Source organism: Luteibacter rhizovicinus, assembly GCF_004342265.1.
GTDB lineage: Bacteria > Pseudomonadota > Gammaproteobacteria > Xanthomonadales > Rhodanobacteraceae > Luteibacter > Luteibacter rhizovicinus_B.
Window position 1 is genome coordinate 11,983 of the sequence record NZ_SMCS01000007.1, and the last position, 18,023, is coordinate 30,005.

Annotated in this window: 16 protein-coding genes; 6 read left to right on the forward strand and 10 right to left on the reverse strand. The window is 63.3% G+C overall.

Annotated elements, in window-relative coordinates:
• Window positions 1-54: 54 nt before the first annotated feature.
• Together EC912_RS15660 and EC912_RS15665 are read right to left on the reverse strand one after the other, a co-directional pair.
• Window positions 55-615 (reverse strand): pseudouridine synthase, encoded by a 561-nt coding sequence (locus tag EC912_RS15660; RefSeq protein ID WP_132145787.1) that lies wholly within the window; start codon window positions 613-615, stop codon window positions 55-57.
• A gap of 3 nt (window positions 616-618) precedes the next feature.
• Complete coding sequence (locus tag EC912_RS15665; RefSeq protein ID WP_132145789.1) at window positions 619-1,485, reverse strand: class I SAM-dependent methyltransferase; 867 nt, start codon at window positions 1,483-1,485, stop codon at window positions 619-621.
• Between the two features lie 121 nt (window positions 1,486-1,606).
• On the opposite strand from EC912_RS15665, the gene EC912_RS15670 reads away from it, so the two are divergent.
• Window positions 1,607-3,736 carry a TonB-dependent receptor family protein gene (locus EC912_RS15670; RefSeq protein ID WP_132145791.1) on the forward strand — a complete coding sequence of 710 codons (2,130 nt, stop codon included), beginning with the start codon at window positions 1,607-1,609 and terminating at the stop codon, window positions 3,734-3,736.
• A gap of 106 nt (window positions 3,737-3,842) precedes the next feature.
• Here the strand turns inward: EC912_RS15670 and EC912_RS15675 are convergent, their stop codons facing one another.
• From EC912_RS15675 to EC912_RS15700, 6 genes are read right to left on the reverse strand one after another with little or no spacing between them, the layout of a single operon-like run.
• On the reverse strand, window positions 3,843-5,018 hold the full coding sequence (locus tag EC912_RS15675; RefSeq protein WP_132145793.1) for an ABC transporter permease: 1,176 nt from the start codon (window positions 5,016-5,018) through the stop codon (window positions 3,843-3,845).
• Complete coding sequence (locus EC912_RS15680) at window positions 5,015-5,749, reverse strand: ATP-binding cassette domain-containing protein (RefSeq protein ID WP_132145795.1); 735 nt, start codon at window positions 5,747-5,749, stop codon at window positions 5,015-5,017. The genes EC912_RS15675 and EC912_RS15680 overlap by 4 nt, the downstream gene beginning before the upstream one ends.
• Complete coding sequence (locus tag EC912_RS15685) at window positions 5,746-7,311, reverse strand: alpha/beta hydrolase (RefSeq protein WP_243649311.1); 1,566 nt, start codon at window positions 7,309-7,311, stop codon at window positions 5,746-5,748. Before EC912_RS15685 ends, EC912_RS15680 begins: the two co-directional genes overlap by 4 nt.
• Before the next feature lie 3 nt (window positions 7,312-7,314).
• A complete protein-coding gene (locus tag EC912_RS15690) occupies window positions 7,315-7,509 on the reverse strand; it encodes a helix-turn-helix transcriptional regulator (protein WP_132145797.1) in 195 nt (64 codons plus the stop codon).
• A complete protein-coding gene (locus EC912_RS15695) occupies window positions 7,506-7,907 on the reverse strand; it encodes a hypothetical protein (protein ID WP_132145799.1) in 402 nt (133 codons plus the stop codon). Before EC912_RS15695 ends, EC912_RS15690 begins: the two co-directional genes overlap by 4 nt.
• Window positions 7,908-7,921: 14 nt before the next feature.
• A complete protein-coding gene (locus EC912_RS15700) occupies window positions 7,922-8,875 on the reverse strand; it encodes an alpha/beta fold hydrolase (protein WP_243649312.1) in 954 nt (317 codons plus the stop codon).
• Window positions 8,876-9,173: 298 nt separating this feature from the next.
• Here EC912_RS15700 and EC912_RS15705 point away from each other — a divergent pair, with 298 nt between their 5' ends.
• The 5 genes from EC912_RS15705 to EC912_RS15730 all read left to right on the forward strand — a co-directional run bounded on the left by EC912_RS15705 (window position 9,174) and on the right by EC912_RS15730 (window position 14,539).
• Entirely contained in the window at window positions 9,174-9,689 is a 516-nt protein-coding gene (locus EC912_RS15705) for a Csu type fimbrial protein (RefSeq protein ID WP_132145801.1), read from the forward strand.
• 2 nt (window positions 9,690-9,691) lie between these two features.
• Window positions 9,692-10,426 carry a fimbrial biogenesis chaperone gene (locus tag EC912_RS15710; protein WP_243649329.1) on the forward strand — a complete coding sequence of 245 codons (735 nt, stop codon included), beginning with the start codon at window positions 9,692-9,694 and terminating at the stop codon, window positions 10,424-10,426.
• Window positions 10,427-10,433: 7 nt separating this feature from the next.
• Window positions 10,434-12,737 (forward strand): fimbria/pilus outer membrane usher protein, encoded by a 2,304-nt coding sequence (locus EC912_RS15715; RefSeq protein ID WP_132145803.1) that lies wholly within the window; start codon window positions 10,434-10,436, stop codon window positions 12,735-12,737.
• Window positions 12,734-13,735, forward strand: coding sequence for a Csu type fimbrial protein (locus EC912_RS19435; RefSeq protein WP_165973634.1), 1,002 nt, complete (start codon window positions 12,734-12,736; stop codon window positions 13,733-13,735). The genes EC912_RS15715 and EC912_RS19435 overlap by 4 nt, the downstream gene beginning before the upstream one ends.
• 489 nt (window positions 13,736-14,224) lie before the next feature.
• Window positions 14,225-14,539, forward strand: a complete 315-nt coding sequence (locus EC912_RS15730) for a hypothetical protein (RefSeq protein WP_132145805.1) — start codon at window positions 14,225-14,227, stop codon at window positions 14,537-14,539.
• Between the two features lie 186 nt (window positions 14,540-14,725).
• Here the strand turns inward: EC912_RS15730 and EC912_RS15735 are convergent, their stop codons facing one another.
• Both EC912_RS15735 and EC912_RS15740 read right to left on the reverse strand, forming a co-directional pair.
• Window positions 14,726-15,406: a c-type cytochrome gene (locus EC912_RS15735; RefSeq protein ID WP_132145807.1), complete on the reverse strand. Its 681-nt coding sequence runs from the start codon at window positions 15,404-15,406 to the stop codon at window positions 14,726-14,728.
• Between the two features lie 10 nt (window positions 15,407-15,416).
• Window positions 15,417-18,002 carry an MtrB/PioB family outer membrane beta-barrel protein gene (locus EC912_RS15740; RefSeq protein WP_243649313.1) on the reverse strand — a complete coding sequence of 862 codons (2,586 nt, stop codon included), beginning with the start codon at window positions 18,000-18,002 and terminating at the stop codon, window positions 15,417-15,419.
• Window positions 18,003-18,023 lie beyond the last annotated feature (21 nt).

Sequence of the window (18,023 nt, forward strand, 5' to 3'; positions counted from 1 at the left end):
CGCATGGCATCGCCACTCCGTTGGCTTTCGCCCGCAAGCGGGCTCTTACAGAAATCAGGGGCGTCTCGGTGTCACCTTCGCATCCAGTACACGCGTCTCGCCCGGCGCCAGACCATCCAGCGCATAGCCCCCAACCTCTTCGCGCACCAATCGCAGCGTCGGCAATCCTACCGCCGCCGTCATACGCCGGACCTGCCGGTTACGTCCCTCGCGCAACGTCATGCGCAGCCACGACGTGGGAACCGTTTTGCGAAACCGCACAGGCGGATCGCGCGGCCACAGCCAGTCCGGCTCGGACGATAACGCCTCGACACCCACGGGCAGCGTCATGCCGTCGTTCAACATGACGCCACGCCGGAGCCGCTCCAGCGCGTCGTCATCGGGCATGCCCTCGACTTGCACGACATAGGTTTTCGGCTGCTTGTGCTTCGGGTCCGTGAGGCGATGCGCCAGTCCACCATCGTCGGTGAGAAGCAGCATACCTTCGCTGTCGTAATCCAGCCGTCCGGCCGGATAGACGTCTTTCTGCCGTACGAATTCAGCCAGCGTGCGACGCCCATCGGCGCCGCTGAACTGACAGAGTACGCCGAAGGGTTTGTTGAATGCGATCAGCACGGATCAAGGCGTCGTGGCGGGCTTCACGAAGCGCAGCGTCATGCGATCGGATTCGCCGATTTCGCGATATTTAGCCTTGTCCTGGTCGCCCAGCTGATAGGTTGGCGGCAGGGTCCATACACCCTTCGGATAATCCTTGGTGTCCTTCGGATTGGCGTTGATCTCGCTCTTGTCGTCGAACTTGAAGCCAGCGTCGGTCGCAAGGCCGATCACGTAATCCATGGGGAGATAACCCGACTCCTTGACGCTGGCCAGCGTCGCGTCGGCGGCGGACCGATGATCCACCACGCCAAGCACGCCACCGGGCTTCAGGGCCGCGAAAAAGCCCTTGAACATGACGCTGGCCGTATCGGCTTCCACCCAGTTATGCACGTTGCGGAACGTCAGCACCATATCGGCCGAACCCGCCGGACCGAACGTCGGCGACTTCGGATCGAAAGCGATGATTTCGGCCTTCGAGTACTCCGCCGGATCGCCGTCGAACTTCGCCTTCAGCGACGTTTCCACCTTGCTCGATGCCTGCACCGCGGCAATATAGCGACCGTTTTCCTTGAGGAACGGCGCAAGCACTTCCGAGTACCAGCCGCCACCCGGCGCAATCTCGATCACCGTCATGTCGGGACGCAAACCGAAGAATTGCAGCGTCTCGCGCGGATGGCGATACACATCGCGCGCGCTGTTCTCCGGTGAGCGCCACTTGCCGGCCAGCACGCGATCGAGCTCGCCACCCGCCAACTGTCCCGCCGTGGTCGGCGGTACGGCGGCGGCCGGCTGGTCGGCGGCGGCATTGGCCTGGCCATCCGTCGACGCCGTCTTGGCGCATGCGGAAAGGGAGAGCAGACAAGCGAGTGCGAGGGCGGTCTTGTACATGAGCATCGATGCGTAGGGAAGGTAGGGCGAAAGGCTAGCATGGTGAAGCGCTCTTCACTGGCCGCACCCGCCCCGACCGGCGACACTATGCGCATTGAGCTCAAGCGCTACTGGATTTCGCATGTCCCACTCCCCCGTCCGACCGCTGGTCGCCTGCGGCATGGCCGCCTTCGCCGCATCGGTTTTCGCCCAGGACGCCCGGCCGGCACGCACGAACCTCGCGCCCGTCGTCGTTACCGCGACGCGTACCGCGCAGGAGCCCTTCGACGTCGCCGCAGCGATCGATGTCGTGGCGACGCCGCCGGATGGCACGCTCGACGTCAACCTGTCCGAACGGCTCCAGTCGATTCCGGGTGTCGTGGCGCGCGACCGGCAGAACTACGCGCAGGACACCCAGATATCCATTCGCGGTTTCGGCGCGCGCAGCACGTTCGGCATACGCGGCGTGCGCCTGTATACCGACGGCATACCGGCGAGCATGCCCGACGGACAGGGCCAGGTATCGCATTTCAATCTCGATTCGGCCGACCGCGTCGAAGTGCTGCGTGGGCCGTTCTCCGCGTTGTATGGCAACGCATCCGGTGGCGTGATCCAGTTGTTCACCGCCGACGGGACCGAACCGCCCGAGGTGCGCCTGGGCGTCGCCGGCGGAAGCAACGGCAACTTCCGCGTCTCGGCGAATGCGCGCGGCGTGGAAGGCCCCATCGATTACAACGTCGATGTCAGCCACTTCCGCACCAGTGGCTACCGCGACCACAGTGCCGCGCGCCGCGAGTCGGGCAACGCCAAACTCGGCTGGCAGATCGACGACGATCGCAAGCTGACCCTCGTACTCAATGCCCTCGACGTACCCGATGCGCAGGATCCGCTCGGCCTGACGCGCGCGCAGTACCAGGCCAATCCGCGTCAGGTGGCCAGCGTCGCGGATACCTACAACACGCGCAAATCCGTCGACCAGCAACAAGCCGGCCTGATCTACGAGCAGCGGGTGAACGACGCCAACAGCTTCCGTGTCATGGGTTATTACGGGCAACGCAGCGTCACGCAGTATCTGTCGATCCCGAAAGCCACGCAGCTTTCGCAACCCGGCAATTCCGGCGGCGTGGTAGACCTTGGCAACGAATACGGCGGTGGCGATGCGCGCTGGGTGTATAGCGATCAGCTCGCCGGCCGGCCGTTCGAACTGGCGGCTGGTGTTGCCTATGACAACCAGAATCAGCATCGTCAGGGCTATAACAACTTCGTAGGCGACACGCTGGGCGTACGCGGCCTGCTTCGCCGCGACGAAATCGACCGCGTCTACGACTTCGACCAGTACGCTCAGGCCACGTGGCGCGTGGCGGACGACTGGACGCTGATGGGCGGCGTGCGCCATAGCACGGTGAAATTCGGCTCGAAGGATCGCTTCATCGCCAAGGGCAATCCCGACGATAGCGGCCGCGTCGATTACAGCGCGACCAGCCCGGTACTCGGTGTGCTCTATCGCATCGCCCCGATCGCACACCTGTATGCCAACTGGGGCAAAGGCTTCGAAACGCCGACATTCTCGGAACTGGGCTATCGTGCCGACCGTGGCGCTGGCCTGGCGTTCGACCTGCGCCCGTCGCACAGCCGGAACGCGGAAGTGGGACTTAAGCTCCAGCCGCGCGATGGCACGCATGCCGAGATCGCGCTGTTCCGCGCCGATAGTCGCGACGAACTGGCCGTCGCCACCAATCTCGGTGGTCGTACGACGTACCAGAACATCGCTCGCTCGCGGCGGCAAGGCGTCGAAGCCTCGCTGGATACGACACTCGCGAGCAACCTGAAACTCGTGCTTGCCTATACGCATCTGCAAGCCACCTTCCGCAGCCCCTTCCTCACCTGCGTATCGGCCGGCTGCGCCGCGCCGGATACACCGGTGGCCGCGGGAACGCGCATTCCCGGCGTTCCGCGCTCGAATGGCTACGCCGCGCTTCGTTACGGCGCCGAGCGCGGCTGGCAGGCAGGCATCGATGCCAACGCCATGGGCGCCACGTCGGTCAACGACCTGGGTACCGAATCGGCGCCTGGCTATGTGGTGTTCGGACTGTCCGGCGGCTACGTTACGGAACGCGACCACTGGCGTATCAACACCTTCGCACGCGTCGACAACATCGCCGACCGGCACACGATCGGCTCGGTCATCGTCAACGATGGCAATGGCCGGTATTACGAGCCGGCGCCGGGGAGGACGTTCTTGGTTGGGGTGGATTTGCGCTGGAAGGAATAAGGGTATGCAGTTCTGACCCGACCAGCCTCCACACCCCTCACCGTCATTCCGGCGCACGCCGGAATGACGGTGAGGGAACCCATGACAATGAGGGTATGCGGATCGCCTACCCCGAAATCGCCAACCGCTCCGACCGATACAGATACGCCGTCGCCACCACCGCAATCGCCGCAGCCGCGAAACCGCCCGCAAGACACAGCATCACCTGCTCGCCGGTCACCCCATCGCCCCGCAGCAATTGCACGATGCCAAGGTTCTGCCCGAGCAACGGCACCGCGTACATCCACGACTCGGCCTTCACCGGTATCACCGAAAGCAGCGCACTGGGCAGCACAGGGATAATCATCAGGATCGACTGATACGTCTGCGCTTCCCGATAGCTCTTCGCGAACGCCGCCACCAGCGACTGCAACGCGGCCAGCAACACGATCAACGGCAGCATCAACAGGACGACATGCGCGGCGAAGCGGAACCCGAGATCGAGCGCGATGCCAAGCTTCTCGGTGGGGATAAACAGCGGTGCCGTAGCGAACGCCGCGACACTGAGCAGCAGGCTCACCGTCGAGAACGAACAGATCGCGGCGAGCTTGCCGGCCAGTATCTTCCAGCGCGCGACGGGATTGACGAACAGCGGCTCCAGCGACTGCCGCTCGCGCTCGCCGGCGGTGAGGTCGATCGCCAGATACATGCCGCCAAGGAACACCGTAAGCACGAAAAAGTACGGCAGGAACGAGAACATAAGCGCCGAGCGCGACTGCGATGTCGCCTGATCGCGGTCGGCGACCTGCACGGGCCATGCGGTAATCGGTGCCAGCCCACGTGCGATCAGGCGCATCGCGCCTTCGCGCCGACCGTAACTCTCCACCACCGAACGCACACGCTGCACGGGTGTCGATGCGTCCCGGCGCGAGGAATCGTAGATCAACTCCACCTGCACCGCCTGCCCTTTATTCCAGGCTTCGGCGTAGTCGGGTGCGATGCGGATGACGATATCGGTACGCTGGTCGTGCACGGCGGCTTCCGGGTCCGGCAGCGCCGGCAATGCGTCGATACCCGCCGACTTCAGCGCACCGATCAGATTCGGCGCCAGCTCCGCGCCGATCACGGGAACCGCAATGGGCTTGTCGGCCTTGGCCAGCTCGCGATTGACCATCACGTTCATCAGCATGATGAACATCACTGGCCCAAGTAGCGGCCCGGTAATCAGCGCGTTGATCAACGTGCGCCGATCGCGCAGATTTTCGCGGACTTCCTTGAGGAAAACGACGAATGCGGGGCTCATGCGGCAAGGCCTTCGTCGGTACCGATGATTTTCACAAAGGCATCTTCGAGGTTCGCCTCTCCCGTCTGCTCGCGCAGCGCGTCGGGCGTTTCGTCGGCCACGACGCGACCGTGCGCTATAACGACGATGCGATCGCACAGCGCCGCAACCTCTTGCATGATGTGGCTTGAGAACAGCACGCAACGCCCCTCGTCTTTCAGTTGCCGCATGAAGCGGCGCATCGCGCGCGTCGCCATGACGTCCAGACCGTTGGTCGGCTCGTCCAGCAATACATTGCGCGGATCGTGGACCAGTGCGCGGGCAATCGCGGTTTTCACGCGCTGCCCCTGAGAGAAACCCTCCGTACGCCGGTCGGCGATATCGTCCATCTCCAGCGCGGCGATCAGTGCTTTACGGCGGGTCGCCAGCAATGCCTCGGGCATCCCGTGAAGACGCGCGAAGTAGTCGATGTTCTCGCTGGCGGTCAACCGCTTGTAAAGGCCACGCGCATCGGGAAGCACGCCAAGCTGGCGACGCACCGCTAACGGATCGACCGACGCGTCGATGCCGTCGACCAGTACCTGGCCGCTGTCGGGCTGCATCAGCGTATAGAGCATGCGCAACGTCGTGGTCTTGCCGGCGCCGTTCGGTCCGAGAAGGCCGGTGATCTCGCCGTCGCGAGCCTGGAAGCTGACGCCGTTGACGGCGCGCACGTCGCCGAATGCCTTGTGCAGATCTTTTACTTCGATCATGGCGTCGCTCCGTTGAATCCGACGAAGACAGGGATCGGTCCCATCCGCTCCAGGCACGAGGTGTCCAGGCTCGCTGGCTGCGCCTTGTCGACGAAGTTGTCGAGCACACGCGGCATGCAGCCGCGAGCGATCACGTTATGCCCCTGCCCTTTCAGGACGACGTGCTTTGCATTGGCGAGTCCTTTGGCCACCTGGTCGCCATAACGCGGCGGCGTCACCGGATCGAACTCGCCCGACATCAGCAGCGTCGGCACGTCGCTTCGCAGCGGCTCATGGAAATCGGCGGGCCGCCGACCGTGCGGCCAGATGGAACATGCGGCCCGGAACGCTTCGATCATCGTGTCGCCGAGAATCGTGTCGGCATCCTGCGGACGTGGCTTCAGCAGATCCGCGTCCTCGGAGCAGATCACCGAATACTGCATGCCGCCGTCCATCGTATCGCCCAGATCGCCGGTAAGCAGCTTGGCCTGCCCCAGCAGCGGTCCCACGTCGCCGCGAGCGGCGGCATCGATCGACAGCGGTAACAGCGCAGCCGTTTCCGGCGAATAGGCGAACATGCGCACGACGGTAGCCAGCGAGTGTTCGCTCAGCACCCGCTGAACCGACGAATAGTTCTGCGGATCGCGGAAGGTCACCTTGTGCGGATTGGCGCGCAGCGCGTCGCGCAACTGGTACAGCGTCTGGTACGGATCGGTAAAGCGTTCGCTGCACGCCTTGTCGGCGGCGCAGCGGGCGAACTGCGCTTTCAGTGCCGCATCGAGGTTCACGGCAAAGTCCTCGCCAAGGATCAGCTCGTTCGGCGCCACGCCATCGAGCACCATGGTGCGCACGGCATCGCGGTGACGGTGCGCGTACTGCTGGGCGACTCGCGTACCGTAAGACACGCCGATCACATCGAACGCCGGCGATCCCAGCGCTTTGCGCACGTCTTCCAGATCGGCCACCGCATCGGTAGTCGTATAGAAACGTACGTCCGCATCCTTCGACAATTCCTTAAGACATGTTTCGGTTTCGCGACGCAGACGGCCGACATCGAAGGCGGTGCTGTCGTCGGGGCCACCGTGTGCGCCGGTATCGCCATCGTCGCGGCAACTGAGCGGATGCGAACCACCCGTTCCGCGCTGATCGACGAGCAGCACATTCCTGTGTGCGAGCAGCGGCGCCATGGCCGGCGCGATGGCCGGATAACTCTCCGTCGCCGCCTGCCCCGGACCGCCCGCGAGGAAGACGATCATGTCCTTAGCCGGAACCTGTGCGCTGCTGCGGATGACGGCAAGTCGCAAACCGATCTTGCGGCCGCCCGGTTCCTCACGGTTTTCCGGCACCTCGAACGGTGCGCACCATGCCGCGGTACTGAGGCCGCTGTGCGGCTGCTCCAGTTCGCAAGGGCGCAGCGTCAGCGAGCCGAGCTGCCATGTACGCGGCTTCGCCGGTTCCCTCGCTGCCGGTACCGCCGTCGCCACCGCGTCGGCCGGACGCTCCGGCGACTGGGAATAGTGGCGTCCTGCCAGTACGGCGACGACGATCGCGACGGCAATCGCCATGCGGGCGGATCGTTGCATTCCTTACTCCTCGGGTTCGAAGATCGTTTCGATGGATAGAGCAAAAAGATGGGCGATCTTGAAAGCCAACGGCAAGCTCGGATCGTATTTTCCGGTCTCGACGGCGTTCACCGTCTGCCGGGACACGTCGAGCCGTTCGCCCAGATCGGCCTGGGACCATCCTCGCTCCGTGCGTAATTCGCGGACACGGTTTTTCATCGGCGACGGTAGTACTGGCTCATGCCGCACTTCACGATACCGAACGTCCCCATAAGCACCGGCATCACCCAGATGGCCACGGCCTCGGCTGGCGGCGCCGGCAACGTGCCTGCATTCAGCAGCAGGCCGTAACTGAAAAATCCGAAGCCGGACAGCGCACCCGCGATGGCGATCGCTTCGAGATCGATGCGCCGTTCCAGCTCGTCCTGATCGCGGATAACCCGCACCATGGCCCGGATCACGAAGGCAATGGGAATGATCGGCAGCAGCGTGATCGCCGCCCTGAGCCAGCCGGTATCGACTCTTTTCAGCATCCATACCGATCCGAAGATAAGGACGACATAGCCGACCATCGCGGGGATGAACTCGCGCAAGTAGCGTTTGTGCACGGCTCGCATAAAGTCCCCTTGAGTCAGAGCGTGCCGATGAAACCGGCAAGCGTCTTCTGGAAAGCTTCCGGCTGATCGAGCATGACGAAGTGGCGCGACGGACCGATCGAAACCACCTTCGCATGCGGCGCGTCGACCAGCAGCGACCGGTAATACGCGATCTTCTGTGCTTCGGTCATCCCCGTCTTGCTAGCGCTGGAATCCGCCGCGTTGTATGGCGCAATTTCCAGAATAGGCATCGTCGCGCTCTTCAGCACGGGACGGAAATCGCCGCCGGCATCTTCGGCCATGTAACGTGCGACCGCCTTTACGTCGCTGCGAGCACTGAGCGGCGCGTAGTGCGCGGCGACAGCCGGATCGACAGTGCCGATCTTCTGCATATAGGCCAGCGACTGCGCCTGATATTCCTCCTGGGTCGCGGCTTCGGCCTTGGTCTTCAGATTGGCGGCAATCGCCGCACGCTGTTCGGCCGGGACACGATCCATGCCGGGGAAGATCGGCAACCCGTCGACAGCCACGATGCCCGCGACCGCGTCGGGATGCTGGCCAGCGAAGCGCAGCGCGATCGTGCCGCCGATGCTGTGTCCGACGATCACGGCATGCTTGAGGTCGCGCTCCTTGATCAGCTTGAGCAACGACGCATCGGCGCGATCCATATAGCTCTCGTCGCCGGCCGGCGCTGGCGTGCCGTCGAACCCGGCAAGCGTGACCGCGTACACGGTGTCGGTCTTCGACAGCGATTCGATCGTGGACTTCCAGACCCATGCGCCACTGGAAAGGCCGGGAATCAGGATGATCGGGCGGCCGCCATGCCCATAACGCTGGACCTTCAGCGTGCCGACCTGAAACGAATCCGTGACGCCCGCGGCGTACTCGCCGGAAGGCGCTGCCGGCGTGCTGATAGCGGCATGCAGGGTCGACGCGGCCCAGCAGGCCATGGCGAAAGCGACGAGACGGAGCGCGATGCGGTGGGACATGGTGCACCTCCTTGGTTGTCGGAAAGCGTGTCAAGCACGCTTGACACGGATAGTCCGCTGACCGACAGGAGATGTCAAGCACCCTTTACATCACCGTAGCTACCACCGATTGGCAGCCGTAATTCGCTATCGCTACGCAAAAATGGCACAACTTCCGATTTTTCATACAAGTACCCCCCGCATCGCGTGCAAGCTGCAATCGCATTCATTCACACGGGAACGCGCACGCTATACCAGCACCTAACGAAACACTGCATTTACGGCGCGCAGAACGCGTCGGACAACAGGGGGTAACGTTATGAGTCGCCGTATCGTCGTATCTGTCATTGCATCGCTCAGCGCAGTCGCATTGTTCGGGGTCGCGGAATACACCCACGCTGCCACCGCCACGACCACCTTCAACGTACGCATCCAGATCACCGCCGCGTGCGATATCAGCACTACGGCACCTACCGACGTCAATTTCGGATCGCATCCGTCGACGGCTACCAATGTCGACAATCAGGGAGCGCTCAACGTGAATTGCACGCCCAGCTCGCCTTACACCATCGCGCTGGATAACGGGCAGAACGGCATCGACGCCAATTCCCGCAAGATGAGCAATGGCACGGTACTCGTGCCCTACCAGCTCTACCGTGCCGCAACGCGGACTGCCGCCGACATATGGGGAAGTACGACAGGAACGGGCGGCAATGTCTTCGCCGGCAGCGGCACCGGCGCGTCGGTGCCGCTGCCGGTGTACGGCCGCGTGCCAAGCACCAATTTCGCGGTCGGCAGCTATGCCGATGTGATCACCGCTACGATCACGTATTGACGGTGTTTCCATGGCTTTCGCGAGCGTGGATAGCCGCCTTGCTGGCGGCATGGTTGGCGTGCGTGCAGGTCACGGCGATGGCGAGCGGACTGCAGGTTTCGCCCATCGGCCTGCAACTTGCAGCCAATGCGCAGGCCGACGCGCTGTGGCTTACCAATACCGGGACCAACACGATTCAGGCCCAGGTCCGCGTGTTCCGCTGGACGCAGGTGGATGGAAAGGATCGACTGGAGCCCACGCGCGATCTGATCGTCAGTCCGCCGATGATATCGGTAGCGCCCGGCGACCGGCAGCTGATACGCGTGATCCGCAGCGTGGATGCGCCAGTGGGTACGGAGCTTGCATACCGCGTCCTGGTGGACGAGCTTCCCCTCGATCAGGAGGCGAAACCCGGCCTTCGCTTCGTACTGCGGTATTCCATTCCCATATTCCTCGTTCCTTCCGATGGAGCGAAGACCGCGACGTTACGCGCGACATGGCGCGACGGGCCGGATGGAACCGCCCTGGAAGTACGCAATTCGGGCAGCGGCCACGCGCAGATAGCGGATCTCGCGATCGTCGGCGCCCAGAACAATCGCACGGTGCTGCTACCCGGGCTGGTGGGTTACGCATTGCCCGGCAGCACGATGAGCTGGCGCGTGCCGCCGCAAAGCAATCCCCGTGGTGGCGCCGTGCGCGCAAGGATCAACGGTGAGGTGTCCGAATCCACACTTACCGTGGACGCGGACGGCCGCTAGCCTTCTGATGCTCAACGCCATGGCCCTTCACGCGACATCGCGCGACGCGGCGGAACCGGCGCCCCCACCGCCTACCGTTACGCCGCGCACGCGTACGGCCGGCGAAGACCTTTATCTCGAAGTGATACTCAACGGTACGAGCACCAGCCGTCTCATCCACTTCGTACGCCATGGCGAAGCGCTATGCGCATCCACCTCCGATCTGCGTTCGCTGGGCTTCGTGGCGCTATCTGGCGACGACGAGCAATGCCTCGGCGACATGAAGGGAGTGCACTACTCCTACGACGTAGCACTCCAGCGCGTTTCCGTCGACGCGAGCATCGACCGCCTTTCGCTGCCTCGCCAGGTACTGAATCGCAACGAACGAACATCGATACCCGCGACCAGCTCAACCGGCATCCTGCTCAACTACGACATCTATGCATCGAGCGGCGAGGGACAGGGCAATATCAGCGCGCTGGCGGAAGCGCGGGCATTCACGTCGCAGTACGGCGTACTCAGCAACACGTCGCTGACCCGGCGCTACGAAACGAATAACGATGGCTGGAAAAGCGATTCCGTAAGACTGGATACGCAGTGGCGCCTGGCACTTCCCGACCGCGCGCAGGCGCTTACGATAGGCGACACCTTCACGGGATATCTGTCCTGGACGCGACCCACGCGTATCGGCGGCATCGCATTCGGTACCGACTTCGCCTTGCAGCCGTATCGCGTCACCACGCCGCTGCCGCAGTTTTTCGGCGAGGCAACCGCACCGTCGGCGGTGGAGCTTTATGTCGACGGTATCAAGCAATACAACGGCAAGGTTCCCGCCGGCCCCTTCCAGCTGACCGCCGTGCCGGGCATGGACACCGCCGGCCAGGCCCAGGTCGTTCTCACCGATGCGCTGGGACGCAGCAGCACGGTGACTTTCCCCATCTATTCCGCACGGCAGTTGCTGGGCGCCGGCGTGAACGACTGGTCGGTGGAACTGGGCGCCGTGCGCGAGGACTACGGCATCACGTCGTTCAAATACGGCCACGAACCCATCGTCAGCGCGACGTGGCGTCGCGGCATCACCAACCAGTTCACCTTCGAAAGTCACGCCGAAGCAGGCGACGGTCGCGGCACGGCCGGCGCCGGCGCGGTCTGGACGCCCGGCGGCGCCAGCGTGGTCAACAGCTCGGTTTCGATGGCATACGGCGGCGGTATGCAGTTCGGCGCCGGCTACACGTGGACAGGCAAGTTCATGAACCTGTCGCTGGATACGTTACGCAGCCGTGGCAATTACCGCGACGTTGCCAGCGGCTACGGATCGGCGCCGCCCCGCGTAAGCGATCGTGCGCTGATCGGCTTCAACGTACGGCGCGCCAGCTTCGGAGCCAACCTCGTGCGCCTGCGATACGCGAACCAGCCGATGACGCGCTACGCCGGCCTGTTCGTCTTCGGCAATATCGGCCGCGGCACATCGATCAATCTCAGCATCAACCAGAACCTGGACAAGTCCAGCGACCGGAGCATTTTCGTCGGCTTCACGATGGCCCTCGATACGCAGAGGACGTTGAGCTTCTCGGCCCAGCGCGATCGCGACCGAACGTCGTTCATTGCCGATGCCAGTCAGCCGATCCCCGGCGATGGCGGCTTCGGCTGGCATGTGCAGGGACGCAGCGGCGCCAACGGAGGCGGCCTGGGCGAAGTGGGCTGGCTTGGCAACAACGGCCAGGCCACGCTGGGTGCGAGCACGATGGGAGCAGGCTCGTACAGTTACGCGGATATCAACGGTTCCGTGGTGTTCCTCGGCGGCCATGTGTTCGCGGCGCGGCGCGTCGACGATGCCTTCGCTGTGGTAACGACCGATGGCGTACCGGACGTTCCGGTGCAGTTGGAGAACCGCCGCACCGGCGTCACCGACAGTCATGGAACGTTGCTGGTTACCCGACTGAACGCCTATCAGGACAACCGTATCGCCATCGATCCCCTCGACCTTCCTGCCGATTCGCGCGTGCAGCGTGTCGAAGCGATCGTCGCCCCGGCCGACCGTTCCGGTGTCGTGGTGCGCTTCCCGATCAGCCAGGTACGCGCGGCATCCGTGGTGCTGGTCGACGAAGCCGGCGTCGATCTGCCATTGGGCAGTCGCGTCGATACGGGCGACGGGAAGCCGGGGATCGTGGGATACGACGGCCTGGCCTATCTCGACACGCTGAAAGGTTCGACGGAACTGCGCGTGACGCGAACGGATGGCCGCACCTGCACCGCCACGCTCATCTACCCGGAACAGGCGCACGATCTTCCGCAGCTGGGACCGCTGACCTGCCGCGAGGTACGCCCGTGAAACGCCTCGCCGGACTGCTCCTGTTCCTGCTTCTGGCCCTGTCCGCCGCCGGGGCGCATGCCGCGACCGAATGCCATGTGACCAGTCTGGGACCGGTAGCCTTCGGCCAGGTGCAGCCGAACTCCACAGCCGTCACAACCACCTCGACGCTCAACTATTCGTGTTCATATAACGGCGGTCTGCTCGGTGGATTGTTCGGCACGTACGTCACGATATGCGTGAGCCTCGGGCCCGATCCGCAATCCAGCTATAACCCGCGCACCCTGGTCAATGCCACCTCCGACACGATGAACTACAACATCTACAAGGACACCAACCATACCCAGGTCTGGGGCTCGCTTACCGTTTCGCCGACATCGCCACTCACTATCACAGATAGCTTCACCATTCTCGCCAACGGGACGACCAAGACCGGCTCGGTCGTCATCTACGGACAGGTGCCCGCCTCCCAGGCGAACCTGGCGTTCGGCAGCTATACCGGTTCGCTCACGGCCTCGATGAACTACCGGTACAACGAAGTTCTCCTGTCGTTGGGCGGCTATCCGGCGAGCTGTACCACGGGCGGGACCGGAGGGGGAACCAGCACATCGACCAATCTCGCCGTCACCGCTAGCGTTCCTCCGTTTTGCGCTGTCGGCACCGCGGACGACCTGAATTTCGGCAACATACCGGGGTTCATCAACACGAATCACGACAATAATTCGCTGGTTCGCCTGACCTGCACCCTGCGTTCGCCGTGGCAGATCGGCCTCGACAACGGCCAGCACGCCACCGGTTCGACACGACGCATGCTGGGTACAACCACGACGGTTATCTACGAGCTATACAAAGAGGCGACCTACGCCACGCGCTGGGGCAATACGCTCAACACGGACACCCTCAGCGGCACGGGAACAGGCGCGGAGCAAGCCATAAGCGTCTACGGTCGCGTCCCCGTACAGACACCGGTTCCCGCCGGTTCGTACAGCGACGTGATCCAGGTGACGGTGACGTACTGAGCTTGGCCCCCAATTTCGCGAACCTCCCTGTAGGAGCGCTCTCGAGCGCGAAAGCCAACGGAGCGTAGAAACGGATACTCACATTCGCCAGCCCCGATCCACGGGCTGGCGTTGCAACGCAGGGCGTCTTCGCTTCGTCGGCTTTCGCGCTCGAGAGCGCTCCTACAACATAGTCGGTGCCCACTCAGACTAATCTGAAAATTCGGTCTCTTTTATCCAAACGGGTTGACGCTTCATGCCGTCGCCGCGATCCTCACCGGGTCGCCGCACATCGGCGATCGGGTGTGGAAACCCGTGTTCCGCAGTAGGCGCTGAAGACGCCGTCTCAAACGACGTCTTCATGCGTTGCGATACGTTGTGCCTGCCTTACGGCGGGCGTGCCGGGAGGACTTCGGTCCTGCCGGGTTCCTACTGCACCGGTTTTTCCACCCTGGCACGCCCGCCACCCGCATCCTGCGGGTGGCGGACATCCACGGAGAGGATGCCGCCATGAGCAGCAAGCAAAACGAACCATCCGCGTCGTACGTCCTGAAGTCCGGCCACGACCTGTCCATTCCCTGCCCGCTTTGCAAAGGCAGTCGGGCCCTGAAGCTGGGCGATATCGACGAAGCGATCACCGAGCGTTTGTCGGGCATGCGTGGCGTGACCGATCTGCTTATCGACGTACCGATGATCGATGCCGAGCAAGGCTCGGTCGCGCAGGCTGCGTACGTGCTGCGCGGTCTGATCGATGAGGTCGTCGAGATGTATCGGGTGATGAGTCCGGGGGGCGATGAGAAGAGGCGCGGGATGCCGGTGCAGTAGTCCAGCGATGCCCCGATGTCTGTGGGAGCGCGCCTGCGCGCGAAAGCCGACGAAGCGTAGAAGCGGATGCTCACATTCGCCAGCCCCGATCCGCGAGCTGACGTTGCAACGCATGGCATCGCCGCTCCGTCGGCTTTCGCGCGCAGGCGCGCTCCTACAACGATCCGGTTATATCCAACAATTCAGCTACAACGACTCGATGTAGCTCGACAGGGCCGCGATATCCGCATCGCTCAGGTTCTGCGTCACGCCATGCATCACGCTGGCGTTACTGCTGCCCACCCGCGTACCCGTCCGGTAGTCGCCCAACTGTTGCGTCACATATAGCGACGACTGCCCGGCCAGCGAGGGGAAGCTATGCCACGACGGCTGGGGCGACGAAGAAAAGGCGGGCTTCGGCCCCCGGCCGGCCGTGCCATGACACCCCTGGCACGGCGGCACGCCCAGCGTTGGATCCCCCGCAAGATAAAGTACCGCGCCGCGCGACGATGCATCCGGCCGGCCGGCGGCTTTCGGCGCCAGCGCCGCGTAATGCGCGGCAAGATCGCGCATATCCGCATCGGACAACCCGGCCGCCTGGCCAGTCATGATGGGATTCGCACGCTGCCCCTCTTTGTACTCTTTCAACTGGATGTATACGTACGTTGCGGATTGCCCCGCGAGATTCGGAAACGTGGGCGCAATGGCCACGCCTGCCGGCCCGTGGCATGCCGCGCATACCGCAGCCTTCGCGGTGCCCGCCGTGGCATCGCCATGCACGGTTTCCACGCGGCGCAGGTCGAGCGGCTTTACCGGTGCATCGGCGGCCGCGCAGGGAAGCATCCATGCGAATGAGGCGGCGACGATCAGACGAACAATGGTCGACATGGCCCCCTCCTCACAGCTTCACGTTTAACATGGCGCCGACGAGGCTCGCGCTGTAATGCCGCTGCGGTCCCTTGTCGGTGTAAACACGATGGTCGTAGTCGAGCGTGTTGTCGAATCCCGCGTAGTGGAAATCGGTGAACGACCCCGTTTCGTAACGACCGAAGAGACGCATGCCGAGCTGATTGGTGAACCTGAAACTCAGGCCAAGGTCGACGCTGTTGCTGCGATAGCTGTTGTCCGGAAAACTGTCGCCGGCGGCGGCCGCCGCATTGGGTCCGTGGTACGCAAGCGCGGCGAGCGAAGCGTAGTTGTAACCCACGTGACCGAACGAACCGGAGTAGTTGTAGCTCACATCCGCGCGCACCCGACCGAAGTCGTGACTGAAACTCAGACCCGCGTTGCTATTACGCTCGCGATCGAACTCCCACCATTGATTCGCGTACGGATACAGCGGACCGCCAAGACTGGGATTGGTCTGGCCGATGTTCGAACCGATCAGCGACTCGTTGTCGGCCACGTTGGATATGCCGAGCCTCGTCCCTTCGGCGCCCAGATAGACATTCATCGTCGTGGCTGGCGTCGGCTGCCAGTCCCACTGCAGGGTGGCGCCAGTCGTCGACGTATTCTGCCGGCCGATCTGCGTATCGTAACGATCGCGACTGCCGTAGAACGTGGCCGAAAGCGTGGTCGAATCACCCCATGGATACGTGAGGATGAGACGCGCTTTGTTCTCCGTGCGATCGGAAAGATCGTACTTGCGCATGTCGTCCACGGTATGTGCCGCGATACCCGTGACCGGATCGACGAAGCCCGCCAGCGATTCGGAAAAGAACTGTTTGTAGGGATCGTAGTTGTAATGATCGCCGGTACGACTGGCGTATTCGTAAGAAGCGCGAATCGTCGCGCCACCCACACTCCGGGCGACCCATGCGAGTTTGATCCGCTGGTCGTCGACCCGCTTCCGCTCGCGATATTTCGGCTGGTTATGGTCGAAGGTATAAGTCGCGCTCAACGACTGCTTCGGCGCCACTTCCCAGTCGCCACCCAGTTCGAACAACGTATCGGTGTAGCCGTATGGCACGTTGCGAACCGTCACATTGGCCGAATGCAGCAGCGGATTGCGTGGATCGAAGATGCCCGATTCGCCGGGCACGATGCTTCCCTGCGAGCCGTTCTCGGAGATGTAACCGTACTGCCCCGTGATCGGGTTATAGGCGAGATAACGGGTCTTGTTGTCCTCGCGGTACCAACGCAGGTTCGCATGCCAGCCGAACGTCGGTGTCGGCCGGAAGGTCAGGCGCGTATCGATCAGTCCGGTGTCGATGCGCGCATTGGCATTCTTCTGCGACAACGCGTTCGTCGTGTTCCAGTCCGCGCAATTGAACGTGTAGTTGACCGGCGGCGCGATGAAGATGCCGCCGGTACCCGTACAGGTGGTTGGCGGCAGCAGCGCATCGTTCTGCCTCATCGTCCCGTAAGCCGCGGCGACCGTGAACTGGCCATTCCCTTTCAGTTCGCGCGACAGGTCCAGCCGGACGTTGTGATAGTCGTTGTCCGGCTCAAGGGAGAATTGGCCGTACTTGATATCGGCAACCTGCGGCGTGCCCACGACGTTGTAAAGACGGAACGGACTTTCGAAGTTCAGGTGATCCTGGTTGTTGCGGAAGAACGAACCGGTATAAGTCGCCATGAAGCGCCATATCCTGCCGACGTTGCGCACGCTCAGATTCACGTCGGTCGTACGGAAATCGATGGGCCGGACCGTTTCCAGCACGCCGCCGTTATCGGGAAACGGATAGTTGAAGAACATCGAGCCGCCCCACAGACGCGTACCCGATCGTTTTTCGTTCGTGACCGACGCCGATCCGATCCAGTTGCGCCACACCGTGCCTTCGATGCCGATGCCTTCGCGTGTGCGCGTCAGCCCGATCGTGCGGCGCGACGACCCTGCGTGCGCGGCGGCCACCTGGCCCGGCGTGCTCGCACCGGCGATCAGCGGAGAAGGCAGCGTCAGATCGGAGGTTCCGACGCCGTTCCACAGAGGATAGGCATTCGTCGACACGGTATGCGGCATGTCGCGGTAGAAGGCTTCCACGCGATAGCGCCCGTACTGACCGGCACGCAGGCGATAGAACTGGTCGTCGCCGCTCAGCCGGCTACCGCGCAGTTCGACGTACTGGCCGGTTTTCGCGTTCTGGAAGTCGAGCGCCAGAAGACCCAGCGCGAAGCCGGATTTCCAGTCCGCGTACTGGCGGAAGAATTCCGCGTTGCGGCCGCCGCCCACGTGGATAAATCCGAGTTCCACCACGCCGGAATAGGTCCAGTCGGTCGCTTTACCCAGCGGCTTCACATCGGCGGCGGCGGGCGGAAAGCGATACGGCAGGCCCGTCGGCGTGCGCAGCATGCCCGCGTGCAGATAGGACATGCCGTCCGGATCGGCCGGATACAGCATGGGTGTCCAGCCGCGCGGGTCGAGCGCATTCCCGAACTGCATGTCGCCGACGCGCATCGTACCGCTGGTATCGCCGGCGAACGCGCACGAGGCGCATGCGACACCGATGCCGAAGATCAGGACTTTCGCTTCGAGCGCATGCATTGTCCGCCTCCTCGTCATCGG

Bases quoted from the DNA above. Each gene is read 5' to 3' on its own strand.
- EC912_RS15740 (WP_243649313.1), bottom strand. From the start codon at position 18,002: ATGCATGCGCTCGAAGCGAAAGTCCTGATCTTCGGCATCGGTGTCGCA.
- EC912_RS15735 (WP_132145807.1), bottom strand. From the start codon at position 15,406: ATGTCGACCATTGTTCGTCTGATCGTCGCCGCCTCATTCGCATGGATG.
- EC912_RS15730 (WP_132145805.1), top strand. From the start codon at position 14,225: ATGAGCAGCAAGCAAAACGAACCATCCGCGTCGTACGTCCTGAAGTCC.
- EC912_RS15690 (WP_132145797.1), bottom strand. From the start codon at position 7,509: ATGAAAAACCGTGTCCGCGAATTACGCACGGAGCGAGGATGGTCCCAG.
- EC912_RS15715 (WP_132145803.1), top strand. From the start codon at position 10,434: ATGCTCAACGCCATGGCCCTTCACGCGACATCGCGCGACGCGGCGGAA.
- EC912_RS15695 (WP_132145799.1), bottom strand. From the start codon at position 7,907: ATGCGAGCCGTGCACAAACGCTACTTGCGCGAGTTCATCCCCGCGATG.
- EC912_RS15675 (WP_132145793.1), bottom strand. From the start codon at position 5,018: ATGAGCCCCGCATTCGTCGTTTTCCTCAAGGAAGTCCGCGAAAATCTG.
- EC912_RS15705 (WP_132145801.1), top strand. From the start codon at position 9,174: ATGAGTCGCCGTATCGTCGTATCTGTCATTGCATCGCTCAGCGCAGTC.
- EC912_RS15665 (WP_132145789.1), bottom strand. From the start codon at position 1,485: ATGTACAAGACCGCCCTCGCACTCGCTTGTCTGCTCTCCCTTTCCGCA.
- EC912_RS15685 (WP_243649311.1), bottom strand. From the start codon at position 7,311: ATGCAACGATCCGCCCGCATGGCGATTGCCGTCGCGATCGTCGTCGCC.
- EC912_RS15670 (WP_132145791.1), top strand. From the start codon at position 1,607: ATGTCCCACTCCCCCGTCCGACCGCTGGTCGCCTGCGGCATGGCCGCC.
- EC912_RS15700 (WP_243649312.1), bottom strand. From the start codon at position 8,875: ATGTCCCACCGCATCGCGCTCCGTCTCGTCGCTTTCGCCATGGCCTGC.
- EC912_RS15680 (WP_132145795.1), bottom strand. From the start codon at position 5,749: ATGATCGAAGTAAAAGATCTGCACAAGGCATTCGGCGACGTGCGCGCC.